The organism is Stutzerimonas sp. KH-1, from assembly GCF_054483855.1.
Map to the genome: position 1 here is coordinate 3,663,286 of NZ_CM137011.1, position 21,458 is coordinate 3,684,743.

The following is a 21,458-nucleotide window of genomic DNA, read 5'->3' on the forward strand; positions in this document are numbered from 1 at the left end:
GAGCCTGCCGAAGCGCGCTGCTAGAGTGCCGCCGCTTGCCAACCATTGGCTGACAGGACGTCTGCCCAGCCACCGCACAGGATGCTTCCATGAAAAAGCTCGCACTCGCCGTAGCCGTACCCCTGGCCCTCTTCGGGGCCGCCACCTTCTACACCAGCACCCAGGTCGAATCGACCGCCCGCGATGCCGTCGACCAGGCCAACCTCAAGCTGCGCGAGATGGGCGTCGGCGCCGGTGCCGATGTCAGCCTCACCCTGCTCAGCTTCGAACGCGGCCTGCTGTCCAGCACCGCGCGCTACCAGATCGACATCGATGTAGCGGATGACGAAGGCAACACCGAGCACTACGCCCTGCTGCTGAACGATCGCCTCGAACACGGCCCCTTTCCCGTCTCGCGCCTGAGCCGCGGCCAGCTGATGCCGGTCGCCGCGCAGAGCCACTTCGAACTCGAACGCACGCCGCTGACGCAGAAGCTGTTCGACGCCGCCTCCGGCGAAGTGCCGCTGGTGGGCGAGGTGACCATCGGCTACGACGGCGGCCAGGCCGGCGATCTGCGCACGGCCGCGCTGAATATCGAAGACGAGGACGGCAGCGTGCGCATCGCCCCCGCCAACCTCAACTTCGAGGCGAACAGGGACGGCAGCGACGTACGCATGGACGGCGAGCTGGCGGAAATCGATATCGACCTGCAGCGCAGCGACAGTGGCCAGCCGGTACAGGTGAGCCTGCGCGGCATCGGCCTGAGCGCCGACAAGCAGGATTACGACGCCGGTTTCGGCTTCGGACCGTCCGCCATCACCCTGCAGCGCATGGAAATCAAGGCCGGCGACGAACCCGCCGTGGTCATCCAGCAGGCCTCCGTCGAGGAGGCACTGAGCCGCGGCAGCCGTGGCCTCGATCAGACCATCGGCTACCGCATCGGCGAGGTCAGCGCCAAAGGCCAGACCTTCCGCAACCTCGCCCTCGTCTTCAGCCTGCGCAACCTCGAGGAAAGCAGCCTCAAGGCCCTGGTGGCGAGCTACAAGGACATCCTCGACCAGAGCGCCACCCCGCAGGAATCCTTCGCCGGCATGACCAGCGCCCAGCAGCAGGAACTGCAGACCCGTGCCCTGCAACTGCTCGAGCACAAGCCGACCCTGGCCCTCGACGAGTTCGGCTTCGAAACCGTCCACGGCGCGGCCCGCCTGTCGGTCGTGCTCGACCTGCAATCGCCGAGCGCAGAAGCCTTCACCCCGGACGCGATGATCACCAGCATGCTCGCCTCGCTCAAGGCCGACGCCGGCATCGACAGGAACCTGGTGCGAGACATCGCCGGGCTGGTCGTGCAGAACAACGCCCGTGACGGCCAGCTCGACCAGGCGGCACTGCAGCAGGAAACCGAGGCCGCCACCGAGCTGTTCAGCGGCATGGCGCTGAACACCGGCTGGTCGCGTCTGGAAGGCGAGCGGCTGGTCAGTTCGCTGCACTACGCCAATGACAAGGTGACCTTCAACGGCCGCGAAATGAGCGTGCCGGAGTTCCTCGGCTTTGCCTTCGGCTCCGTACAGAACGCGGGCCTGCTGGGGCAATAGGCGGCGCTGCTGACGCACCTGGGAAACGGCCCTGCCATCGGTGACCCGATGGACAGGGCCGTTTCACTTTCTGGCGTTCGACCGGCGCCACCGCCGTGGATACCCGGACGCGCGACCCATGCTCAGTCGTGCGGGGCGCCGGCTCCCAGGCGCTCACTCAGATAATCCAGAAAACAGGTGATGCGCGAGGCCAGCGCGGTGTTGCGGTAGTACACCGCGTTGATCGGCTGGCGCACGTCGACGCGCTGCGCCGCCAGCACCTCCACCAGCTCACCGCGCTGGCGGTCCCGGCCAGTCATGAAGTCCGACAGGCTGGCGATCCCCTCACCGGCCAGCGCCAGTTCACGCGCCGTATCGCCGCTGGAGACACGCAGCGCCGGGGTGATCCGCCAGCTCTCCCCCAGCGCATGGCGCAGCGGCCAGTCGTTGAGGCGATCCGGCTCGGTAAAGCCGATCAGGCTGTGCTCCGCCAGGTCCTCGACCTGTTGCGGCGTGCCATGCCGCGCCAGATAGGCCGGGCTCGCCAGCACCCGGCGCGTGGTATGGCACAGCGGCCGTGCATGCAGGCTGGAATCGGGCAGCGGGCCGATGCGGATGGCCAGATCGATGCGCCGCTCCAGCAAATCGACGATGCGGTCGTCGCTGTGCAGCTCCAGCTCGATCAGCGGATAGCGCGCGCGAAAATCGCCGATCAGCGGGACGATCACATGCAGCATGAACGGCGACGCGGTATTGACCCGCAAGCGCCCGGCCGGCGCCTGCCGCCGCAGCGCCATCTGCTCCTCGGCTTCCTCGACGCTGGCCAGAATCCGCCGCGCCTGCGCCAGGAACGCCTCGCCTTCCTCGGTCAGCTCCAGGCGTCGCGTGGTGCGGCGCAACAGTGTCACCGCCAGCTTGTCCTCCAGCCGACTCAACGCCCGGCTGACGCCCGAGGCGGTCTGTTCCAGCTGCCCGGCCGCAGCACTGATCGAGCCACTGTCGACCACGCTGACAAAGGCGAGCATTTCGTCGAGGTTGGTTTTCATCGGTGGGAATCGCATCGAAGGGCGGGAACAACGAGTCTGGCGGCAGCGCCGCGCGGCGGCAACCGGGCCAGCGCAGGCCCCGGCGGCGGATCCGTCGATCAGTCGCCGATGAAGGGAGCCGTGGCCTCAAACGCCCTTTTCATTCGGCCCCGGCACATTCACCCCGTCCAGCGTGGAGCGGCTGTCGCCGGCGCCATCGGTGATCACGCTGAAACTGCCATCGGTCTCCAGCACCACCGCCTCGATGCCATCCAGCGCGGCCAGCCCCTGACTGCGCGCGGCAGCCCGCACCTCGTCCTCGGTCACCCGCGCCACGCGCATGGCATCGCCGAGAAAACGCCCGCGAAAGAACAGCAGCGCCGGCTCGCCCGTCACCGTCCGCCGCACCCATGCCACCCGCACGCTGGACCAGGTGACCACATACTGCAGCCCGATCAACAAGGCGAACGCCAGCACCCCCTCGGCCAGCGACACATTGCGATTGAGCAGAATCGTCGCGAACGTCGAACCCAGCGCTACCGTCACCACCAGATCGAACGCATTCATCTTCGACAACGTCCGCCGGCCCGACAGGCGCAACAGCAACACCAGGCTGATATAGGCCAGCACACCGACCACCAGCGTGCGTATCAATGTCGTTCCGCTACTGAAAAACATGCCTTCCACAATCACCTCCGCAACTGAGCCATGCAGGGTGGACAGGGTAGGTGGGCGGAAAGTGCATACGGCGCCAGTGACCGCGCGTCAGGCTGCAGTGTGAAAACTGGGGATTAATCCATCGTCTGCTTTACCCATACGGAAGCAGTGTCTAATGTGCCATCACGCGCAGGAATTGCGATTTTTTCGTGGTTCCGCTGTGACATTACGAGCTACTCCGGCCCTTTTGCACTCGCGGCTCTATCATCAGGGCAGCGCCCGAGCGAAAGCGGTGGTGCATAAAAAGCATACGAGCGCTGATATCGCTGTATTGCCCAAGCTAGAGCACATCTGTGCGAAACGAAGAGAATGTTATACACCACGCCCGTTCCGCGTGTTATGCACCAATTGGCGCCTAATTATAGTTAGCTGAATCAGAGAGAGTTCACCGTGAATAAAAATCCCTGCAAAGAATGCCAAGAAATAATTGATAACAAAACCAACCACAGACACGCCGATCTTAGAAGAGGCGGGTTATCTAAAAGTGTTGGCTTTCATGGCAGTACGGATAATGAATATTACTACACGTGCAGCAAATGTAGCTTTACATTTATTGGCGACAGCTGTGGTACTTGGCCTGCAAAAGACTAACGCAGAAGGGTTTCTTCATTTATGAAAAATGACATGAGATCAAAAGAACTAGAAGCGTTACTTCTATTAATTACCGCGTTAACCAAACCAAAGCCTTGGGTCATGGCTGCCGTTAGTTTTTATTTCCTAACCGTCTTCAAGTGGATATCGGAAGGCCAAGCTATCTATTTTGATAATTGGCAAATCATTCTAAGCGGCATGCTAAACTCTAACGTCCCAATTGAACAGAAATTTTTTCTCATCGGCTTTTTCTGCCTACTTACCGCTATTTCATTAACTTCAATTAACATAGTCAAGATCATCGCAATTCAACTTTTCCTACGCTTTGGAAAGAAACCTGAACTGTGAATCAGCTAACAACAGGTTCAAATCGCTCGCTCCGCTCGCTGGGACGGGCTAAAGCCCGCCTCTTAACCAAACGTTAGCGACCAGCACAACCACTACCTTTTAAAATAGGAAAGATCGATGAAAATAAGGAAATTGAGATTGAAAAATGGCTATAAGCGGTTCTTCGATCTCACAATAGATCTGGGAGAAGATCCTAAGCGTATAGTTGCGCTCGTGGGGCCTAACGGATGCGGGAAAAGTAGTGTTTTAGATGGGATGCTGTTTCATAACTCGGCTTGGAATCCCATCGGAAACAAAGGTAGCAAGAACCACGAATATCATTCAATGAACAGAGTCCCGGACTTCGATTACCAGAATGTAGACATTCAGTTTTCTGGAGGAAACTTTCAAGAAACAAGGCAAGAGAGGCAGAAAACAGGAACAGAGAACACGATATTTTCCTTTCGAAGCCCTTATCGATATAACAGCAATCTCAAGGTTACCGAATCGAGAGCAACCAGTGAGATACGGCTAAGGAGACACTGCATAAATAGCCAGCCGCCCCCACCCTTGGCACACTGAGCCCCCTCAACCAGCCCCCTCCATGAGCTTTGTTACGCGCGTGCAGAAGACCTTCTCCGAACTCGAATATACCGGCAAGAAAAAGCAGACTCGCCGAGATCGCTTCCTGGCTGACCTTGAACAGCTGGTGCCCTGGGCACAAGTGGAGGCGCAAGTGGCGCCGTTCTATAGCGACACCACAGGCAAGCGTGGACGCCCTGCGATTGGGTTGTCGCGCATGCTGCGCATGTATGTCGTGCAGCAGTGTTTCGGTCTCTCCGATGAAGGTACCGAAGATGCCGTCTACGACAGCCAGGCCATTCGTGGTTTCATCGGCATCGACCTGGGCCGTGAGTCGGCACCGGATGCCACTACCTTGTTGCGATTTCGCCGCTTGCTGGAAACCCATCAGCTAACGCGGGTGCTGTTTGAAACGATTAACCAGCATCTGGCCAGCCGGGGTCTGCTGCTCAAGGAAGGCACTATCGTCGACGCTACCCTGATCGCCGCGCCGCCCTCGGTCAAGAACCGAGAAGGTAAGCGTGATCCTGAGATGCATCAGGCCAAGAAAGGCAATCAATGGCACTTCGGGATGAAGGCCCACGTTGGTGTCGACGCCACATCGGGACTCGTGCACAGCGTGGTAGGGACTGCCGCCAACGTGGCGGATGTCACCCAGGTCGATCAGTTGCTGCACGGCGCCGAAACCTATGTTTCGGGTGACGCTGGATACACTGGTGCGGCCAAGCGACCGGAGCATGCTGAACGGGACGTTGTCTGGTCGATTGCAGCACGGCCAAGCAGTTACAAACATCACGGCAAAGACAGCGTGCTGTACCGAGTCAAGCGCAAAGTCGAATACGCCAAGGCGCAGCTGCGTGCCAAGGTCGAGCATCCCTTCCAGGTGATCAAGGTGCGCTTCAATCATCGTAAGGTTCGCTACCGTGGACTGGAAAAGAATACGGCGCAGTTGTTCAGTCTGTTTGGGTTGGCCAATCTGGTACTGGCCAAGCGGTATTTGCAACGGACGGCGGGATAAGTCCGTCCGAAAGGCGGGGCTGGCCCGCTAATCAGCAAAATCAGGGTAGAAATCGGCCCAAGAAACGCAGAATAAGGCCGGTAGGTTGAAAAAACCGGGTTGAAAAAGGGGGACGGTGAGAATTGGCTAATTGTTCAGCGTCTCCCTAAATAACTACGGCGCGTCGTCAGCATCTGACCTTGACGACAAAATGGAAGAAAATTACCGTCGTTTATACATCGCATTCAATAAGTATCTTCATCAAACTGATTGTAAGCCCAGCGAAGCTAAAGCGAAGATAATTGGTGACCTAAATTATTCCCTATCCAAGTGCCTTGACTTAGAGATATCCAGTATAGGGGATATTGAGGCTGCGGAAGGAAGTCTTTATTTCAAGAAAAAGGATCACCCCAATCAGTTCGAATTTAATGTTCTCTCATCGGGAGAAAAGGAGGTAGTTGATATTCTCTTGGATCTATATTTAAGAAAGGATGAATATCGTGAGACTATATTCCTCTTAGACGAACCAGAGCTCCACATTAATACGGCGATACAACGAAACCTTCTTATCGAGATAAATAAACTCATAGGTGAAAACTGCCAAATATGGATCACCACCCATAGCATTGGATTCTTGCGAACGTTACAGGAAGAACTTAAAGATGACTGCCAGATAATTCATTTCAAGAGTGAGTATGAGCTCGCCGCAAAGCCATACACTCTTACTCCCATGGAAAAATCTAAGTCCAATTGGAAAAATATTTTTTCTATCGCTCTTGACGACTTAGCTAACTTAGTGTGCCCCAGCAAAATCATCTATTGCGAGGGTCGAGACAAACCTGGCAAAAGCGGCGTCGAAAAAGGATTGGATGCAAATGTATTTAATAATATTTTTGCAGATCAGCATCATGACACTCTATTCGTATCAAGCGGCGGAAATACTGAGCTCGATCAAAGGAGCGATATCGCCATCGCTATTCTAAGCAAGGTGTTTTCCGGTTTGGAAATTTACGTGCTGAAAGATCGAGATATGGCGTCAGGTAATGATACTGACGAAAGCGATAGGCAGTTATACCTTCAAAACAACCCTGTAAACCACAGGGTATTGAACAGGTGGGAGATAGAAAACTATTTGTATGACAAGGAAGTTCTTGTTAGTTACTGTAATAAGAATACCTTGAACTTCAATGAGATTGCTTATGATGAATTTGTGACCGATATAATCAATCAGAACCTGAAAGACGAAACAGGAAAAATCAAGAGCATCTGTGGCATTACCTTCAACGTCAATCCGGAGAAATTCAAGTTAAATCTCTCGGAATGTATTAGTAAAAACATGAAGGTTTACGAAGAGCTTGAATCGTGCATATTCAATCGAAAGTAGAAAATGCGCTAACAAATCAAAGCACTCGGGCGCAGCAAAGTTGCGCCGGTGTTTGAAGCGCTATGCACAAAGGGCTAGCCATGAGCCCTGAAATCCTAGATTGGATTCCCTGTCATTTTCTTCGACGTAGCTCTCCGTAAGGCTAAACCCATGCAGCTAACAACCCTCCTCGTCCCAACCTACACCCAAATGCTCAATACCCTCTCCGGCTGGCTAAAGAAGGCGCAGGCCCAGCTGCCGGAAGCGGAGGCGCAGGCGTTGTTATCCGGGCGGCTGGCGCCGGATATGTTTCCGCTGTCGACTCAGGTGCGCTTTGCCTGTGTGCAGGCGCGGGAGGCCGTGTGCCGGCTGAGAGGCGAGGCCTTCCCGGCTGTGATCAACGAGCTGCTGGACGAGGGGCGGCGGGCTGGTGAGCGGCCGGGCACGCTGGCTGATGCCTATGCTCGGATCGATGAGACGGTGGCGTTGCTCGACGGCCTCGCCGCCGATGCGCTGGATATGGACGCGGACAAGCCAATCGCCCATGAGCTGGCGAACGGGATGATCTTCGACCTGACCGCGGACCAGTACGCCCGTGACTGGACGCTGGCGCAGTTCTATTTCCACGTGATGACCGCGTATTCGATCCTGCGTAAGGAAGGGATCGAGCTGGGCAAGGCGGACTATGTGGCGCACATGCTGCCCTATCTGCGGCCGGAATCGGTTCCGAAGGGGTAGCGGCGGCGCTTCCGTCTTTTACAGCCAGCGGATGTATTTTGTGGCTCAGCCGTTCGGTACGACCTCGTAGGGCGTATTGCTGAAGAAAATGTTGCGCCAATCCGGGCGCCACTGAGGGATGCTCAGGGTAAAGGCTTGGGTGTGCTTGTCGAAGGCTATCCAGGTCACGCCCAGGTTTTGGCTGTCCTCGCTCGCCCGCATATCCACCGACCGCGTGGTAAACAGCGGGCTGCGAAATACCTTCGACCCATCCGCACGGTCGACGATGCGTAAATAGGACAGTCCTCCACCAGGAGCTAGGAGGCCCCGTACCGGCACGCTCTCTATGAGATGACGACCTTGCGGGCTGACTTGTGACACCGACGGAGGCGCGTTCAGAACATCGTTCAGGCTCCAGCCGAAGACCAACGCGAACGCGGCGAGAAGGCCGCAGGCGGTGAGAGTGACTTTCTTCATATCAGCGTTTCGGCAGGGTGATGGCGGGCGTGCCGGGTGCAAAGGTTTGCGTAGGAGATCGGAGAATACTCGGAAGTCTCCGCTTCGTTATGTATCTGGCCCGGAGTCGGGGAAATGACTGTTCAGCACAAGCAATGCAGCGAGGTGGTCTGAACGTAACGCGTGGAAAAGGCTTCGCCGTTTTCCACCCTACGCGTGCGCGGTGTCGGCAGAGGAGTGCGGAGTGGCGTAGGGTGGACAACGCTCTGCTTGTCCACCGATACGAATCGACGGGCCGGGCAGGTGGTTGGCGAAACGCTCGCGGGCTCGGGGCGTCCAACCGGGATGCCGCGCCCGCGCGGCCGTATTTGCGAACGACGTTTGCCCACCTCGCCACAAAGCAGACCTCCCCATGTTGTTCCGCCGTTTCGAAAACCTGATCGATGTCTTCAAGCCCAGCCCGGACGTCGCGCCGCCGGCCGGGATGCTGCGCTTCTATGCCCATTACCTGAAGCAGGTCTGGCCGTTGATGACCGCCGTGCTGGTGGTCGGCTTTTTCGCGGCGGTGATCGAGGTGGCGCTGTTCAGCTTTCTCGGCCAGTTGATCGATATGGCCCAGGCAACCGATGACGCGCGGACCTTCTTTGCCGAGCACCGCAACGCGTTGCTGTGGATGGCGGCGGTGGCGCTGGTCATCCGGCCGCTGGTATTCGGCCTGCACAACCTGCTCACGCATCAGGCGATCAACCCGGGGTTGACCAATCTGATCCGCTGGCAGAACCACCGCTACGTGCTCAAGCAGAGCCTGAACTTCTTCCAGAACGACTTTGCCGGGCGCATCGCCCAGCGGGTGATGCAGACCGGGCCGTCGCTGCGCGATTCGGCCATGCAGGTGATCGATGCGCTCTGGCATGTGGTGGTTTATGCCGGCAGCGCGCTGTATCTGTTCGCCGCCGCCGACCTGCGCCTGATCGTGCCGCTGGCCTTGTGGATCGTCGGCTACAGCGCCGCGCTCTGGTACTTCGTGCCGCGTATTCGCGCGCGTTCGGCGGCCGCTTCCGCGGCGCGTTCGAAGATGATGGGGCGGGTGGTGGACGGCTACAGCAACGTCGCCACGCTCAAGCTGTTCGCCCATTCGCGGGAGGAGGAGAGCTACGCCCGCGAGGCGATGCAGGAGCTGCTCGGCAAGTTCCGCCTGCAGTCGCGGGTGATCACCAGCCTGGATTTCCTGATTACCTGCATGAACGGCCTGTTGATTGTCGGCACCGGCGCGCTGGCGCTGTGGCTGTGGAGCGAGGCGCTGATCACGACAGGCGCCATCGCCCTGGCGCTGGGCCTGGTGATCCGCATCAACAATATGGCCGAGTGGATCATGTGGGTGGTCAACGGCATCTTCGAGAATGTCGGCACCGTGCAGGACGGCATGAAGAGCATCGTCCGGCCGCGCGACGTGCTCGACCCCGAGGACGCCAGGCCGCTGCAGGTGGAGCAGGGCGGCGTGCGCTTCGAGGATGTGCATTTCCACTACGGCAAGCAGGGCGGGGTGATCAGCGGGCTGACCATCGACATTCGTCCGGGCGAGAAGATCGGCCTGGTCGGGCCGTCGGGTGCGGGCAAGTCGACGCTGGTCAACCTGCTGCTGCGCCTCTATGATCTGGAGAGCGGGCGCATCCTGATCGACGGGCAGAACGTCGCCGAGGTCAGCCAGGAGAGCCTGCGCGCCAATATCGGCGTGGTCACCCAGGACACCTCGCTGCTGCACCGTTCCATCCGCGACAACCTGCGCTACGGCAAGCCCGACGCCACGGAAGAGGAGCTCTGGGCCGCGGCGCGCAAGGCCCGTGCGGATGCGTTCATCAAGACCCTGGACGACAGCCAGGGCGGCAAGGGCTTCGAGGCGATGGTGGGCGAGCGCGGCGTGAAGCTCTCCGGCGGGCAACGGCAGCGCATCGCCATCGCCCGGGTGCTGCTCAAGGACGCGCCGATCCTGGTGCTCGACGAAGCCACCTCGGCGCTGGATTCGGAGGTCGAGGCGGCGATTCAGGAGAGCCTGGATACCCTGATGGAAGGCAAGACGGTGATCGCCATCGCCCACCGGCTGTCGACCATCGCGCGTATGGATCGGCTGGTGGTGATCGACAAGGGCCAGGTGATCGAGACCGGCACCCACGCCGAGCTGATCGCCCGCGGTGGCCTCTATGCGCGGCTGTGGCAGCACCAGACCGGTGGTTTTGTCGGGGTGGATTGATAGGAAACGGACAAGCCAAGGGCTTTTCGTCCACTCTGCTTGTCGGCCTGTTGGAAGGCGCGGCGCAGCAGCGCTGAGCTATCCCGCCGTGTTCTCAATAACCAGGGGCGGTTGGGCGAGCCTGAATCCAGTCGAGCGCAGAGGTGCATATGAACATTTTCCTGACATCCTCCTTTGCTGAAGTCGTGGACTTGTTTGTCAGCTTCACCAAGGGCGAGTGCAGCGGTAAGACGGTTACGTTGATTCCTACGGCAAGTCTTGTTGAGGAGGTCAATTCATACCTGCTCGCGGCCAAGGACGCACTCGTCAAGGTGGGCCTGGTTATTGATGAGCTGGACGTTTCCAGCGCAAGTCGGGACGAGATCGTCAGCAAGCTCGAACGCGGCGATTACATCTATGTGTCCGGCGGCAACACCTTCTTTCTGCTGCAGGAGCTCAAGCGCACAGGCGCGGACCTGCTGATCGCCGAACACGTCAGAGCCGGGAAGTGCTACATCGGCGAATCCGCCGGCTCCGCGATACTCGCCCCCAGCATCGAATACATAAAGGCGCTGGACGACGTTTCTGCCGCGCCTGAACTCGCGTCCTATGCCGCCTTGGGGTTGGTCGATTTCTACCCGCTGCCGCATTACCGAAACGAGCCGTTTGCCGAGGCTGTCGAGCAGGTGCTGAAAGAGCATGGGGATGCGCTGGATCTCCGACCATTCAGCAATAACCAGGCGATCGCCTTGTCGGGCGGCCATGCCGAGCTTCAAACCAGCGGTGATTGAGTTTCATACCCGGCCCGAGCCTACTTGCGGCCCACCTTGGGCGACTCGGCGCAGGGCGTTTCGTCGTCGATCCATCTGAACCCTCCCACACTGCGTCCACTCGTACCTCTAGCCACAGCCAAAGAACCGAGAGGGAATCTGCCATGACCGATAAACAAGCCAGCGTCCGCCACGATGCTGCGCAGCAGCGCTATGAACTGCTGGTGGAGGGGCAGCCACTCGGCTTCGCTGCGTACAGCGAGCAGGGCGAGCGGATGGTCTTCACCCATACCGAGGTCGACCCCAGCCTGTCCGGGCAGGGGCTGGGTAGCGTGCTGGCCAAGGGCGCGCTGGACGATGCACGGCGGCGCGGCAAGCGCGTGGTGCCGCAGTGCGAGTTCATCGCCAGGTACATCGAGCGCCACGAGGAATGGCAGGACCTGGTCGATCCGCTCTGAGGTCGATATGCAGCGGCGGGCTTCAGCCCGCCAACGGTCGCGACCGGGGTGATGGTCGTGGTGTGCCGCCGCCTGGCTTAGCAGAGGGCAATCGCGTGGATGGTCGAGAGTTTGTCTGGGCGCATTTCAAGCTCAATGCCGAGCAGCGCCTGCGGGGCTTCAACTTCTTCGTGGTGCTGGCGATCTTTGCCGATGGCGGTGTACTGGCGGCCCTGCAGCAGGGCTTCTCGCCGGGGCTGCTGATTCTGCTGGGCGCCTTCACCGTCTTGCTGGCGCAGGTGTTCTGGCTGGTGGACGCGCGCAGCCGGCAACTGCTGGAGCTGACCATCGTCGCACTCAAGGAGATGGAGGCCGACTATCCCGAGAGTTACCGGCTGTTCGCCGCCGATGCGCTGGGGCAGAGCCGGGTGATCAGCTACACCTTCGCCATCCGCGCACTGCTGCTGGCGCAGATGGGCTTTGGTCTGGGTGTGGTCGGCTACGGGCTTAACCAGTGGTGATGTGCGGTGCAGTTGTCTGGCGCGGTGGAAGCTGCGCATCGAAGTCTGACGCGCGGAGTCACCGAGGCGGCTGGCGTGCCATCCGTCGATGGCCACGGGACTGCGTCGACGCTCCTTGCGTCAGGCCGGTCGGTACTAGCAACTACCGGGAGAACTGACGATGTCGACATCGAGCAATCTGTTATGGGCCGCTCTGGCGATCGGCGCGGTGACGGGCATGCGTAGCATGCTGGCGCCGACGCTGGTCAGTCGCGCGTTGAGCGAGCGGGATGATCTGCACGGTGCGGGCGAGGCGGCGCGGCTGCTGACGTCCGATTCGGCGCAGGCCTTCCTGCCGGTACTGGCGGCCGGGGAGATCGCCGGCGACAAGATGCCCTTCGCCCCGGATCGCACCATCGTGCCGTCGATGATGTTTCGCGCGGTATCGGGTGGGGTCAGTGCTGCCGCGCTGGCGGGGGTGCGGCGCGAGCCGGTACTGCTGCCGGCACTACTGGGTGCGACGGCGGCGCTGCTCGCCTCGAAGATCGGCCTGAGCCTGCGCAAACCCTATCAGCCGCATTCGCTGCTCAACGCCGCACTTGGCACCGCCGAAGATTGCCTGGCGCTGAGTCTGGGCCGAAGCGGGCTGCGCCAGGCGCTGGGCGAGAACAAACGCCAGCGTTGAGGTGTGAACGCGTAGGGTGGGCTTCAGCCCACCAGAGAGGATGCGCATGTGGCGGTGGGCTGAAGCCCACCCTACGGGCGGATCGGGACGCGGCGTGGAAGGGTGACAACATGGTTCGCCCTGTTCTCACCCTTCCAGGCGAAAGCCGTCAGCTCGGCCGCTGGATCACGCAGATGCGGTCACGGCACAGTCCCGACTCGCGTGTACCGACACCGGGCGCTACCTCTGGGGTGCTGGCGCTGGCGCCGTGGCCGCTGCTGCCGGCCCCGGTCGGCGCCGTGGTCGCGGTGGTTGGCAGGTAGTCGGTACCGGCGCGTTTGCCGGCACTGCCAATGCCGTGGCTGCCCGTATCCGGCTCGGTGGTACGCGAAGTGCTGCTGCCCGCGCCCAGAGTTTCGCTTTCCCCGTGGCGACCTGCCATGGCGCCAGCATGGTGCGTCTGCTGGCCGGTAAAATGCTTGTCCAGATGGCTGTCACCGCCGGTTGCGCCGGCATAGGGGCTGGTGGGGCCGGGGTAACCGTCCGCTGTGCCAGTGGCGCCATGTTCGTCGATATCGATGGCGCCGTTGTACTCCAGCGCATCACGGGCCTTGGCCAGCTGATCCTCGTCGACCACGTCCACCGCGATCACCAGGGCACCGCGGCGCACCGCCTCCGGATAAGCCGTCGCATGATGGCGATGCTGCTCGTGCGGCTCATGGCCGAACAGCGATTTGAAGAAGTGCGCGACCTTCGATTCGTGCTCGGTGCGGTCCACCGGCGTATCGGGCGTGGTGCTATAGGGCCCGTCATAGGCGTGGATGTCGGCGCTCTCGGTGCCCACCGCATGGATCTGTTCACGCGGGATGCCGCGTGCCATCAGGTCGCCGCGGGTTCGATTGGCGTCGGTCAGCGTGGCGAACGCTGCTACCAGTGTGTGTTTCATGGCTCACCTCACGTTGTGCTGTACAACCGGGTTGGAGCGCTGCGCATGGCGAACACGAAGAGGGATCAGGACATGAGAGCCCCGGCTGATCGATGGCAGCGCTCATATCTGATTGGGTAGGCAGCTGCCGTGAGAGTTCAGCAGGCGGGATCGGCGGTCAGTGGGCTCGGCCGCCGGCGCAGGCGGGAAAGGCGCTGCCGTTCGCACCTGCGCAGGGTTGTCGACGGTTCAGTCGAGGTCGGCGGCGCTGTGGCGCTCGGGCGCCTGCTCGGACTCATCGCCCCAGCTGCGGTTGACCTTGCGCCCGCGGATGACCGCCGGTCGCGCTGCAACCTCCTTGGCCCAGCGCTGCACGTGCTGGTACTCGTGCACCGAAAGGAATTCGCCGGCGCCATACAGCTCGCCCAGCACCAGCCCGCCGTACCAGGGCCAGATCGCCATGTCGGCGATGCTGTAGTCGGCACCGGCCACGTAGCGATGCTCCGCCAGCTGGCGATCGAGCACGTCGAGCTGGCGCTTGACCTCCATGGCGTAGCGGTTGATCGGGTATTCGTACTTCTCCGGCGCGTAGGCGTAGAAGTGGCCGAAACCGCCGCCGAGGAAGGGCGCCGAACCCATCTGCCAGAACAGCCAGTTCAGCGTCTCGGTGCGCGCGCGGATCTCGGTCGGCAGGAAGGCGCCGAATTTCTCGGCGAGGTAGACCAGGATCGAGCCGGACTCGAACACCCGCAGCGGTTCGCCGTCGATGCTGCGGTCCACCAGCGCGGGTATCTTCGAGTTCGGGTTGATCTCGACGAAGCCGCTGCCGAACTGGTCGCCCTCGCCAATCTTGATCAGCCAGGCGTCGTACTCGGCGCCGCTGTGACCGAGGGCGAGCAGCTCCTCGAGCATGATGCCCACCTTCACCCCGTTGGGCGTGGCCAGCGAATACAGCTGCAGCGGGTGCTTGCCCACCGGCAGCGGCTTCTCCTCGCGCGCTCCGGCGGTTGGCGCATTGATATTGGCGAACTTGCCGCCGGAGGGGGCATCGTGGGTCCAGACCTTGGGCGGTACGTAGGCGGTATCGGGCATGTCGATCTCCTCGAGCGGGAACGGGGTGTGCAGGGCATGCTACGCGCTCAGGCGATGTGGTCGAAATCGAGCGGGTCGATAATGGTCATCGATGCCAGATAATCGGTTCGGGCCTGCACGGTGGATGGCGTGGCTTGCGGCGGCAACGCAGAGGGCGACGTCAGCGCCAGCGGGGCGCGGCATTTGGGGTCTCCGTTGTCGAGGCCAGGCCACTGCAACGTGACTAGGTCTCACCAGGCTAACTTCTTCCGGGGCGAGGACGGCACCCTCGTCGAGCATAGGGATGTGATCTAGGACGTGCCCGCCAAGGCGGCGAATGGCAACACGATTTTCTAAACGCCTGCATTACTCGTTATCCGCAAGCGTCCAGCACACAGCAGGCTGCGTGCTGGATCGTGACTGCCGGCGCGTGAGAGATCGATTCGGTGCCTTTACAGTGACTCGTCATGACGGGCGGTTGCAGATTCATCAGTTGCTCTCCGATCCGGCGGTGCGTTGCGCTGAGAAAGCGGGACGCAGAAGCTGGGCAACCGCCACGGCGAGCATCGCCGAGACCACTACCACCATACCGGCCGCACCCCAGCCAAACGCCGCCGTTGCGCTGCCCACGGCCACTGGGCCCAGCAACTGGCCGAGGTTGCTCCCTTGCATGATCAAGCCGACGGCAATCGGTACGAGTGTGGGACGAGGTGCAAACAGCGGCGCGGAAGCCAATAGGGTGGCGGGGATCAACCCGCCTACCGCAGAAAAAACGATGCATAAGAAGAACGTAGGCCACGCCGGTAAAAGGCCGAGAAAGATGCCGAGCCCGGATATCCCCATGACACTGCCTGCAATCACCAAGAGTGAGGAGCGACTGATACCACGCGCCATCAGATAGCCGGCTGCGAGATTCCCGCTGATATTGATGGCGCTTGCCAGCGCTGCCAACAGCCCGGCGTTGTGGTGGGAGACCCTCATGCGTTCCATCATCAGGACGGGCAGAAAGCTGAACAGCGCAAAGAACATAAGGCTATACAGCGCAAAACTGACCGCCAGCAAGGCCGTGCCTCGAGAGGCAAGCAATTGCCGAATGCTGCCAAGCATGCCCGTTGCGGTGCGGCGATCGGCCGGGTTGCTGTCGGGGACATACAAAACCACCATGGCGACCGAAGCGGCCGCAAGGCCCGCGCTTGACCACCAGAACGACTGCCAGGTGGCGAACAGCGGGCCGATCAGCATCGCAAGGGCCATCCCACATGGCATGAAACAACTCCACAGGGAGAATGCGAGGTCCTGATGCGAGCCTGTCGTGAGACGCTGCAGGATTGCTGGTCCGGCAACGATTATCAGCAAAAAGCCGAGTCCTTCTAAGAGTCGGGATCCCAGCAGTACGGGGAAGGAGGATGCGATAGCACCGACTGCGCCTGCGAAGGCCATCACACCCAGGCCCAGAAGCAGCATTCGCCTATCGCCAACGGCCGTTACCAGCGCACCGGCAGGCGCGCCGCCAAACAGCCCTAGCACCGCAAAAAGACCGGTCAGCCATCCGATTGCCCCAAGGCTCAGCTGCAGGTCGGCCTGCAGCATGGGCGTCGCGATTGCCGCTTTTCCCAAGTACAGGGCGGCCACGACACCGGTGGCCACGACCAGCCAGACGACCGCCCCTCGGCGCTTGCCGGACGCCACTGCATTCATTGGGGCGAACCCGTGGCGGATGCAACGAGCGCCGCTGCTACAGATGCGACATGTCTGCCTTGATACCGAGCCCCTTGCAGTTCGTTCTCGCTCGGCTGGCGGTCGCCGCCACTGCCATCATCGGCGAGGGTCGAAGCGCCGTACGGCGTGCCCCCAGTGATGGCGTCCATCCGCAGCTGTCCTTTGAAGCTGTAAGGCAGCCCTACCACGACCATACCAAGGTGAAGCAGCACCGTATGGGTTGCCAGTAACGTACTTTCCTGGCCCCCGTGCTGGCTCCCCGTCGAGGTGAACGCGCTGCCCACTTTGCCGACCAGTTTGTCTTCGAACCACAACCCGCCGCATTGGTCGAGGAAGTTTTTCATCTGCGATGCCATGTTGCCGAAGCGCGTCGGCGTGCCAATCACGATAGCGTCGTATTCGGGAAGCTCCGCCACATGGGCCACGCTCGCCGCCTGGTTCAGCTTGAAGCCTGCTTTCTTGGCAACAGGCTCCGGCACCAGCTCAGGCACCCGCTTGACGACTGCCAGCGCGCCCGCCTCGCGCGCGCCCTCGGCAACCGCTTGAGCGAGTGTTTCAACGTGACCGTAGGACGAGTAATAGAGCACCAGGACCTTTGCCATCGTCTTGTACCTCTTGAGGTTGTTGGCTCAAGGCAAAGGCTATCCATTTCGCAAGTTCTACAAGAGTGATAAAAAATTCAGCAAGACGATCTCAGGAGCAGATCATGTTAGATGGGATGACGCTGGATCAGATTCGCACCTTCGTCACCGTGGCCGACAGTGGCAGCTTCCGTTCCGGTGCGACGCGTCTGCTGCGGGTGCAATCGGCGGTGAGCCATGCCATTGCCAACCTCGAAGACGAGCTTGGTTTGCAGTTGTTCGACCGTACCGGTTATCGCCCCGTACTCACACCGGAGGGCCAGGCCTTGCTGGCCAACGCCCGCGACCTGCTTCTTAGAGCCGATGTCATGCGCGCTCGTGCTCGGGCGTTGGGTGAAGGCGTTGAGCTGGAGCTTTCGGTGGTGGTGGATACGCTGTTCCCGATCGCTGCGGTGGCGGCCGCAATGACTAACGTTCGGGCGCTCTATCCCCGCATAAGCTTCCGCCTGGAGTCACAACCGCTTGGAGGGCCACTGGCGGCGCTGGACGAAAAGCGCTGCATGCTCGCGATTGTCGTGGGGGAGGACTTCCGCAATTCAAGGATTGCGCTGGAAGCGATCGGCTCGGTTCAGCAGATTGCCGTGGTGCATGTCGATCACCCGCTCGCCCAGATGAGTGAAGCAGAGCCACTTGGCTTGCCTGATCTCGCCGATCATCTGCAAATCGTGTTGTCGGACCCCACGCCATTGTCGGAAGGTCGAACCTTCGGTGTGCTTTCGCCGAACACCTGCCGGGTCAACACGCAGGACGCGAAGTTCGCCCTCATCCATGCCGGCCTCGGCTGGGGTCGGCTGCCGGCATGGCAAGTGCAGGAAGACCTCGATTCGGGTCGATTGGTACGCCTGAGAACCCTAGGGCTTGGAAGAAACAGCCAGGTGCAATACGAGGCCTACCTGGCGCGCCGCGTTGATGAGCCGTTTGGCCCTGTTGCCCAGGCCTTCCGCCGCTGCTTGGCCGAGGTATGAAGAAGGGCGACAGTGAATGCAAAAAAGCCGCTGACGAGTGAATTGCCAGCGGCTTTTTGATCAGGTGTCGACGACTACCGGGCGCTGTGCACGCCAGCGCTGATCTCGCGGCACAGGCCGAGCACGCCTTCTACCGCAGCCTCCGGGCTCTTGGCCCCGGCGATCTGGTCGATCAGTGCCGAGCCGACCACCACACCCTCGGTGAGTCGGGCGATGGCGGCGGCCTGTTCCGGCGTGCGGATGCCGAAGCCGACGCATACCGGCAGATCGGTGTGGCGCTTGAGGCGCGCTACCGCTTCCTCGACGTGTTCCAGGGTGGCGGAACCTGCACCGGTCACGCCGGCCACCGAGACGTAGTAGACGAAGCCGGAGCTGCCGTTGAGCACGGTGGGCAGGCGCTGGTCGTCGGTGGTCGGGGTGGTCAGGCGGATGAAGTCGATGCCGGCGGCCTGGGCCGGGTCACAGAGTTCGTCGTTATGCTCCGGCGGCAGGTCGACGACGATCAGGCCATCGACTCCGGCCTCTTTCGCATCGCTGACGAAGCGCTCCACGCCATAGGCGAAGATCGGGTTGTAGTAGCCCATCAGCACCAGCGGCGTGCTCTGGTTGGTCTCGCGGAATTCGCGGACCATCTGCAGCGTCTTCGGCAGGTTCTGCTTGCCGGCCAGGGCGCGGATGTTGGCCAGCTGGATCGCCGGGCCGTCGGCCATCGGGTCGGTGAACGGCATGCCCAGCTCGATGACATCGGCGCCGGCTTCCGGCAGGCCCTTGAGGATGGCGAGGGAGGTGGAGTAGTCCGGATCGCCCGCCGTCACGAAGGTGACCAGCGCGGCGCGGTTTTCCTGCTTCAGCTGTGCGAAGCGGGCCTGCAAGCGGGAATTCACCGAGCTCATATGTGTTCTTCCTGTTCGTCGTAGTGGTGCATGACGGTTTGCATGTCCTTGTCGCCGCGGCCGGAGAGATTGACCACCATCAGGTGCTCCCTGGGCAGCTTGGCCGCGCGCTTGAAGGCTTCGGCCAGCGCGTGGGCCGATTCCAGCGCGGGGATGATGCCTTCCAGGCGGCAGCACAGATGGAACGCGGCCAGGGCTTCGTCATCGGTGCAGGGCACGTATTCGACGCGCTTGATCTCGTGCAACCAGGCGTGCTCCGGGCCGACGCCGGGGTAGTCGAGGCCGGCGGAAATCGAATGCGCGTCGGTGATCTGGCCGTCTTCGTCCTGCAGGAGGAAGGTGCGGTTGCCGTGCAGCACGCCCGGCGCCCCGCCGGCCATGCTGGCGGCGTGCTTGCCGGTGTCGATGCCGTGGCCGGCCGCTTCGACGCCGACGATCTGTACGCTCTCGTCATCGAGGAAAGGGTGGAACAGGCCGATGGCATTCGAGCCGCCGCCGATGCAGGCGACCAGCGAGTCGGGCAGGCGGCCCTCCTTCTGCATGATCTGTTCGCGAACCTCGTTGCCGATTACCGACTGGAAGTCGCGCACCATGGCCGGGTAGGGGTGCGGACCGGCGGCGGTGCCGATCAGGTAGAAGGTGTTGTGGACGTTGGTCACCCAGTCGCGCAGCGCCTCGTTCATCGCGTCCTTCAACGTGCCGGTGCCGGCGGTGACCGGAATCACTTCGGCGCCCAGGAGCTTCATGCGGAAGACGTTGGCCTGCTGGCGCTCGATGTCGGTGGTGCCCATGTAGACCACGCACTGCATGCCGAAGCGCGCGGCCACGGTGGCGGTGGCCACGCCGTGCATGCCGGCGCCGGTCTCGGCGATGATGCGCTGCTTGCCCATGCGCTTGGCCAGCAGGATCTGGCCGATGCAGTTGTTGATCTTGTGCGCGCCGGTGTGGTTCAGGTCTTCGCGCTTGAGGTAGATCTTCGCCCCGCCGAAGTGCTCGGTCAGCCGCTCGGCGTAGTAGAGCGGGCTGGCACGGCCGATGTAGTCGCGCTGGAAGTAGGCCAGCTCCTCGAGAAAGGCCGGGTCGCTCTTGGCCTTTTCGTATTCGGCGGCCAGCTCGTTGATCAGCGGCATCAGGGTTTCGGCGACGAACTGGCCGCCGAAGCGGCCGAACAGCCCGCGGTTGTCCGGGCCGGTGCGGTATGAGGTCATGCGAGGCTCCTTGGAGGGTGCCGACACGCAGTCGGGGTGAGCGTAGGGTGGACAACGGTGCAGCCTTGTCCACGCGATCGATACGCCAGCGTGGAAAATCGCTTCGCGGGTTTTCCACCCTACGGCAATCATTGAGGGTGAGCTTACGGCTGCCGGCGCCGGGTTAAAAGCGATAAGATCGTGCTGACCTGTCAGGAAAACTCACATATATGTCCCGCGATCTGCCACCGCTCAATGCCCTGCGTGCCTTCGAGGCGGCTGCCCGCCTGGGTAGCGTAAGCGAAGCCGCACGCGAGCTGCACGTCACCCACGGGGCCATCAGCCGGCAGCTTAAGCAGCTCGAAGAGGCCCTCGGTCTGGCTCTGTTCGCCAAGGAAGGGCGCGGCGTAAAACTCACCGATGCCGGCGTGCGTCTGCGTGACGCCGCCAGCGAGGCCTTTGAGCGCCTGCGCAGCACCTGCATCGAGCTGCAGCGACAGACCAGCGAGGCGCCGTTTGTGCTCGGTTGTCCCGGCAGCCTTTTGGCGCGCTGGTTCATTCCGCGGCTGGACCGGCTCAATCGCGACCTGCCCGAGCTGCGCCTGCAGCTGTCGGCCAGCGAGGGCGAGCTGGACCCACGCAAGCCGGGGCTGGATGCGACGCTGTGGTACGCCGAACCGCCATGGCCGGCGGACATGCAGGTGTTCGAACTCGCCGCCGAGCGCATCGGCCCGGTGCTCAGCCCCTACCACCCGCGTTGCGCCGAGTTGCGCGACGCGGCGCCGGCGGCCCTGCTCGAGGAGGCGCTGCTGCATACCGCTTCACGCCCGCAGGCCTGGCCAAACTGGGCGCGCCAGCAGGGGCTGGACCCTGCACGGCTGCGCCTGGGGCAAAGCTTCGAGCACCTGTATTTCCTCCTGGAGGCGGCGCTGGCCGGCCTTGGCGTGGCCATCGCGCCCCAGCAACTGGTCGCCGACGATCTGAAGTCCGGCCGGTTGCTGGCGCCCTGGGGCTTCGTCGAGACCGATGCCCGGCTGGCGCTCTGGGTACCGGCGCGGCGCGCCGACCGACGCGCTGGGCGACTGGCCGATTGGTTGCGCCAGCAGCTGATTTGACGGCGCCACACAGTAGGTG

General features: G+C 61.7%; 22 protein-coding genes. 13 read left to right on the forward strand and 9 right to left on the reverse strand.

Translation table 11 applies throughout. The annotated features are described in order from the left end of the window. Positions 1-89 precede the first annotated feature (89 nt). A complete protein-coding gene (locus ACX1DW_RS17630) occupies positions 90-1,571 on the forward strand; it encodes a YdgA family protein (RefSeq protein WP_458992008.1) in 1,482 nt (493 codons plus the stop codon). A gap of 122 nt (positions 1,572-1,693) precedes the next feature. Here the strand turns inward: ACX1DW_RS17630 and ACX1DW_RS17635 are convergent, their stop codons facing one another. Further along, positions 1,694-2,596 carry a LysR substrate-binding domain-containing protein gene (locus tag ACX1DW_RS17635; protein WP_458992009.1) on the reverse strand — a complete coding sequence of 301 codons (903 nt, stop codon included), beginning with the start codon at positions 2,594-2,596 and terminating at the stop codon, positions 1,694-1,696. Between the two features lie 126 nt (positions 2,597-2,722). Beyond that, positions 2,723-3,262 carry a DUF421 domain-containing protein gene (locus ACX1DW_RS17640; RefSeq protein WP_313473228.1) on the reverse strand — a complete coding sequence of 180 codons (540 nt, stop codon included), beginning with the start codon at positions 3,260-3,262 and terminating at the stop codon, positions 2,723-2,725. A 654-nt stretch (positions 3,263-3,916) separates the two neighbouring features. Here ACX1DW_RS17640 and ACX1DW_RS17645 point away from each other — a divergent pair. The 5 genes from ACX1DW_RS17645 (at position 3,917) to ACX1DW_RS17665 (ending at position 7,890) form a co-directional block, all read left to right on the forward strand. Further along, positions 3,917-4,231 carry a hypothetical protein gene (locus ACX1DW_RS17645; RefSeq protein WP_279641587.1) on the forward strand — a complete coding sequence of 105 codons (315 nt, stop codon included), beginning with the start codon at positions 3,917-3,919 and terminating at the stop codon, positions 4,229-4,231. Between the two features lie 117 nt (positions 4,232-4,348). After that, positions 4,349-4,792: an ATP-binding protein gene (locus ACX1DW_RS17650; RefSeq protein ID WP_458992010.1), complete on the forward strand. Its 444-nt coding sequence runs from the start codon at positions 4,349-4,351 to the stop codon at positions 4,790-4,792. A 22-nt stretch (positions 4,793-4,814) separates the two neighbouring features. Next, entirely contained in the window at positions 4,815-5,810 is a 996-nt protein-coding gene (locus ACX1DW_RS17655) for an IS5-like element ISPsp6 family transposase (protein WP_003282265.1), read from the forward strand. Between the two features lie 130 nt (positions 5,811-5,940). Beyond that, the gene (locus tag ACX1DW_RS17660) at positions 5,941-7,173 is read left to right on the forward strand and encodes an AAA family ATPase (protein WP_458992011.1); all 1,233 of its coding nucleotides are present in this window, start codon (positions 5,941-5,943) and stop codon (positions 7,171-7,173) included. Positions 7,174-7,323: 150 nt separating this feature from the next. Next, a complete protein-coding gene (locus ACX1DW_RS17665) occupies positions 7,324-7,890 on the forward strand; it encodes a DUF1993 domain-containing protein (RefSeq protein ID WP_279641585.1) in 567 nt (188 codons plus the stop codon). A 45-nt stretch (positions 7,891-7,935) separates the two neighbouring features. On the opposite strand, the gene ACX1DW_RS17670 is transcribed toward ACX1DW_RS17665, so the two are convergent. Further along, positions 7,936-8,346, reverse strand: coding sequence for a hypothetical protein (locus tag ACX1DW_RS17670; protein ID WP_458992012.1), 411 nt, complete (start codon positions 8,344-8,346; stop codon positions 7,936-7,938). A 391-nt stretch (positions 8,347-8,737) separates the two neighbouring features. Between ACX1DW_RS17670 and ACX1DW_RS17675 the strand changes: the two genes are divergently transcribed. The 5 genes from ACX1DW_RS17675 to ACX1DW_RS17695 all read left to right on the forward strand — a co-directional run bounded on the left by ACX1DW_RS17675 (position 8,738) and on the right by ACX1DW_RS17695 (position 12,944). Beyond that, complete coding sequence (locus ACX1DW_RS17675) at positions 8,738-10,573, forward strand: ABC transporter ATP-binding protein (RefSeq protein WP_458992013.1); 1,836 nt, start codon at positions 8,738-8,740, stop codon at positions 10,571-10,573. 149 nt (positions 10,574-10,722) lie between these two features. Beyond that, positions 10,723-11,343, forward strand: coding sequence for a Type 1 glutamine amidotransferase-like domain-containing protein (locus ACX1DW_RS17680; RefSeq protein ID WP_458992014.1), 621 nt, complete (start codon positions 10,723-10,725; stop codon positions 11,341-11,343). 143 nt (positions 11,344-11,486) lie between these two features. Beyond that, on the forward strand, positions 11,487-11,780 hold the full coding sequence (locus tag ACX1DW_RS17685; RefSeq protein ID WP_013984482.1) for a GNAT family N-acetyltransferase: 294 nt from the start codon (positions 11,487-11,489) through the stop codon (positions 11,778-11,780). A gap of 95 nt (positions 11,781-11,875) precedes the next feature. Further along, on the forward strand, positions 11,876-12,280 hold the full coding sequence (locus tag ACX1DW_RS17690) for a hypothetical protein (RefSeq protein ID WP_458992015.1): 405 nt from the start codon (positions 11,876-11,878) through the stop codon (positions 12,278-12,280). 160 nt (positions 12,281-12,440) lie between these two features. Next, the gene (locus ACX1DW_RS17695; RefSeq protein ID WP_458992016.1) at positions 12,441-12,944 is read left to right on the forward strand and encodes a DUF4126 domain-containing protein; all 504 of its coding nucleotides are present in this window, start codon (positions 12,441-12,443) and stop codon (positions 12,942-12,944) included. Positions 12,945-13,092: 148 nt separating this feature from the next. Here the strand turns inward: ACX1DW_RS17695 and ACX1DW_RS17700 are convergent, their stop codons facing one another. The 4 genes from ACX1DW_RS17700 to wrbA all read right to left on the reverse strand — a co-directional run bounded on the left by ACX1DW_RS17700 (position 13,093) and on the right by wrbA (position 17,240). After that, the gene (locus ACX1DW_RS17700) at positions 13,093-13,869 is read right to left on the reverse strand and encodes a hypothetical protein (protein ID WP_458992017.1); all 777 of its coding nucleotides are present in this window, start codon (positions 13,867-13,869) and stop codon (positions 13,093-13,095) included. Between the two features lie 228 nt (positions 13,870-14,097). Further along, a complete protein-coding gene (gene yghU / locus ACX1DW_RS17705) occupies positions 14,098-14,940 on the reverse strand; it encodes a glutathione-dependent disulfide-bond oxidoreductase (protein ID WP_458992018.1) in 843 nt (280 codons plus the stop codon). Positions 14,941-15,408: 468 nt separating this feature from the next. Beyond that, complete coding sequence (locus ACX1DW_RS17710) at positions 15,409-16,617, reverse strand: MFS transporter (RefSeq protein ID WP_458992019.1); 1,209 nt, start codon at positions 16,615-16,617, stop codon at positions 15,409-15,411. Then, positions 16,614-17,240 carry an NAD(P)H:quinone oxidoreductase gene (gene wrbA, locus ACX1DW_RS17715; protein WP_458992020.1) on the reverse strand — a complete coding sequence of 209 codons (627 nt, stop codon included), beginning with the start codon at positions 17,238-17,240 and terminating at the stop codon, positions 16,614-16,616. Before wrbA ends, ACX1DW_RS17710 begins: the two co-directional genes overlap by 4 nt. Positions 17,241-17,344: 104 nt before the next feature. On the opposite strand from wrbA, the gene ACX1DW_RS17720 reads away from it, so the two are divergent. Then, positions 17,345-18,244 (forward strand): LysR family transcriptional regulator, encoded by a 900-nt coding sequence (locus tag ACX1DW_RS17720; RefSeq protein ID WP_458992021.1) that lies wholly within the window; start codon positions 17,345-17,347, stop codon positions 18,242-18,244. A 74-nt stretch (positions 18,245-18,318) separates the two neighbouring features. Here the strand turns inward: ACX1DW_RS17720 and trpA are convergent, their stop codons facing one another. Further along, positions 18,319-19,137 (reverse strand): tryptophan synthase subunit alpha, encoded by an 819-nt coding sequence (trpA, locus tag ACX1DW_RS17725; RefSeq protein WP_458992022.1) that lies wholly within the window; start codon positions 19,135-19,137, stop codon positions 18,319-18,321. Then, entirely contained in the window at positions 19,134-20,345 is a 1,212-nt protein-coding gene (gene trpB / locus ACX1DW_RS17730) for a tryptophan synthase subunit beta (RefSeq protein ID WP_102839059.1), read from the reverse strand. Before trpB ends, trpA begins: the two co-directional genes overlap by 4 nt. A 209-nt stretch (positions 20,346-20,554) precedes the next feature. Here trpB and ACX1DW_RS17735 point away from each other — a divergent pair, with 209 nt between their 5' ends. Continuing rightward, the gene (locus ACX1DW_RS17735) at positions 20,555-21,439 is read left to right on the forward strand and encodes a LysR family transcriptional regulator (protein WP_458992023.1); all 885 of its coding nucleotides are present in this window, start codon (positions 20,555-20,557) and stop codon (positions 21,437-21,439) included. Positions 21,440-21,458 lie beyond the last annotated feature (19 nt).

Coding starts and splice junctions, on each gene's coding strand:
- ACX1DW_RS17635 (WP_458992009.1), bottom strand. CDS start 2,596: ATGAAAACCAACCTCGACGAAATGCTCGCCTTTGTCAGCGTGGTCGAC.
- wrbA (WP_458992020.1), bottom strand. CDS start 17,240: ATGGCAAAGGTCCTGGTGCTCTATTACTCGTCCTACGGTCACGTTGAA.
- trpA (WP_458992022.1), bottom strand. CDS start 19,137: ATGAGCTCGGTGAATTCCCGCTTGCAGGCCCGCTTCGCACAGCTGAAG.
- ACX1DW_RS17655 (WP_003282265.1), top strand. CDS start 4,815: ATGAGCTTTGTTACGCGCGTGCAGAAGACCTTCTCCGAACTCGAATAT.
- ACX1DW_RS17720 (WP_458992021.1), top strand. CDS start 17,345: ATGTTAGATGGGATGACGCTGGATCAGATTCGCACCTTCGTCACCGTG.
- ACX1DW_RS17665 (WP_279641585.1), top strand. CDS start 7,324: ATGCAGCTAACAACCCTCCTCGTCCCAACCTACACCCAAATGCTCAAT.
- ACX1DW_RS17670 (WP_458992012.1), bottom strand. CDS start 8,346: ATGAAGAAAGTCACTCTCACCGCCTGCGGCCTTCTCGCCGCGTTCGCG.
- ACX1DW_RS17735 (WP_458992023.1), top strand. CDS start 20,555: ATGTCCCGCGATCTGCCACCGCTCAATGCCCTGCGTGCCTTCGAGGCG.
- ACX1DW_RS17680 (WP_458992014.1), top strand. CDS start 10,723: ATGAACATTTTCCTGACATCCTCCTTTGCTGAAGTCGTGGACTTGTTT.
- ACX1DW_RS17645 (WP_279641587.1), top strand. CDS start 3,917: ATGAGATCAAAAGAACTAGAAGCGTTACTTCTATTAATTACCGCGTTA.
- trpB (WP_102839059.1), bottom strand. CDS start 20,345: ATGACCTCATACCGCACCGGCCCGGACAACCGCGGGCTGTTCGGCCGC.
- yghU (WP_458992018.1), bottom strand. CDS start 14,940: ATGCCCGATACCGCCTACGTACCGCCCAAGGTCTGGACCCACGATGCC.
- ACX1DW_RS17710 (WP_458992019.1), bottom strand. CDS start 16,617: ATGAATGCAGTGGCGTCCGGCAAGCGCCGAGGGGCGGTCGTCTGGCTG.
- ACX1DW_RS17650 (WP_458992010.1), top strand. CDS start 4,349: ATGAAAATAAGGAAATTGAGATTGAAAAATGGCTATAAGCGGTTCTTC.
- ACX1DW_RS17630 (WP_458992008.1), top strand. CDS start 90: ATGAAAAAGCTCGCACTCGCCGTAGCCGTACCCCTGGCCCTCTTCGGG.
- ACX1DW_RS17675 (WP_458992013.1), top strand. CDS start 8,738: ATGTTGTTCCGCCGTTTCGAAAACCTGATCGATGTCTTCAAGCCCAGC.
- ACX1DW_RS17685 (WP_013984482.1), top strand. CDS start 11,487: ATGACCGATAAACAAGCCAGCGTCCGCCACGATGCTGCGCAGCAGCGC.
- ACX1DW_RS17700 (WP_458992017.1), bottom strand. CDS start 13,869: ATGAAACACACACTGGTAGCAGCGTTCGCCACGCTGACCGACGCCAAT.
- ACX1DW_RS17695 (WP_458992016.1), top strand. CDS start 12,441: ATGTCGACATCGAGCAATCTGTTATGGGCCGCTCTGGCGATCGGCGCG.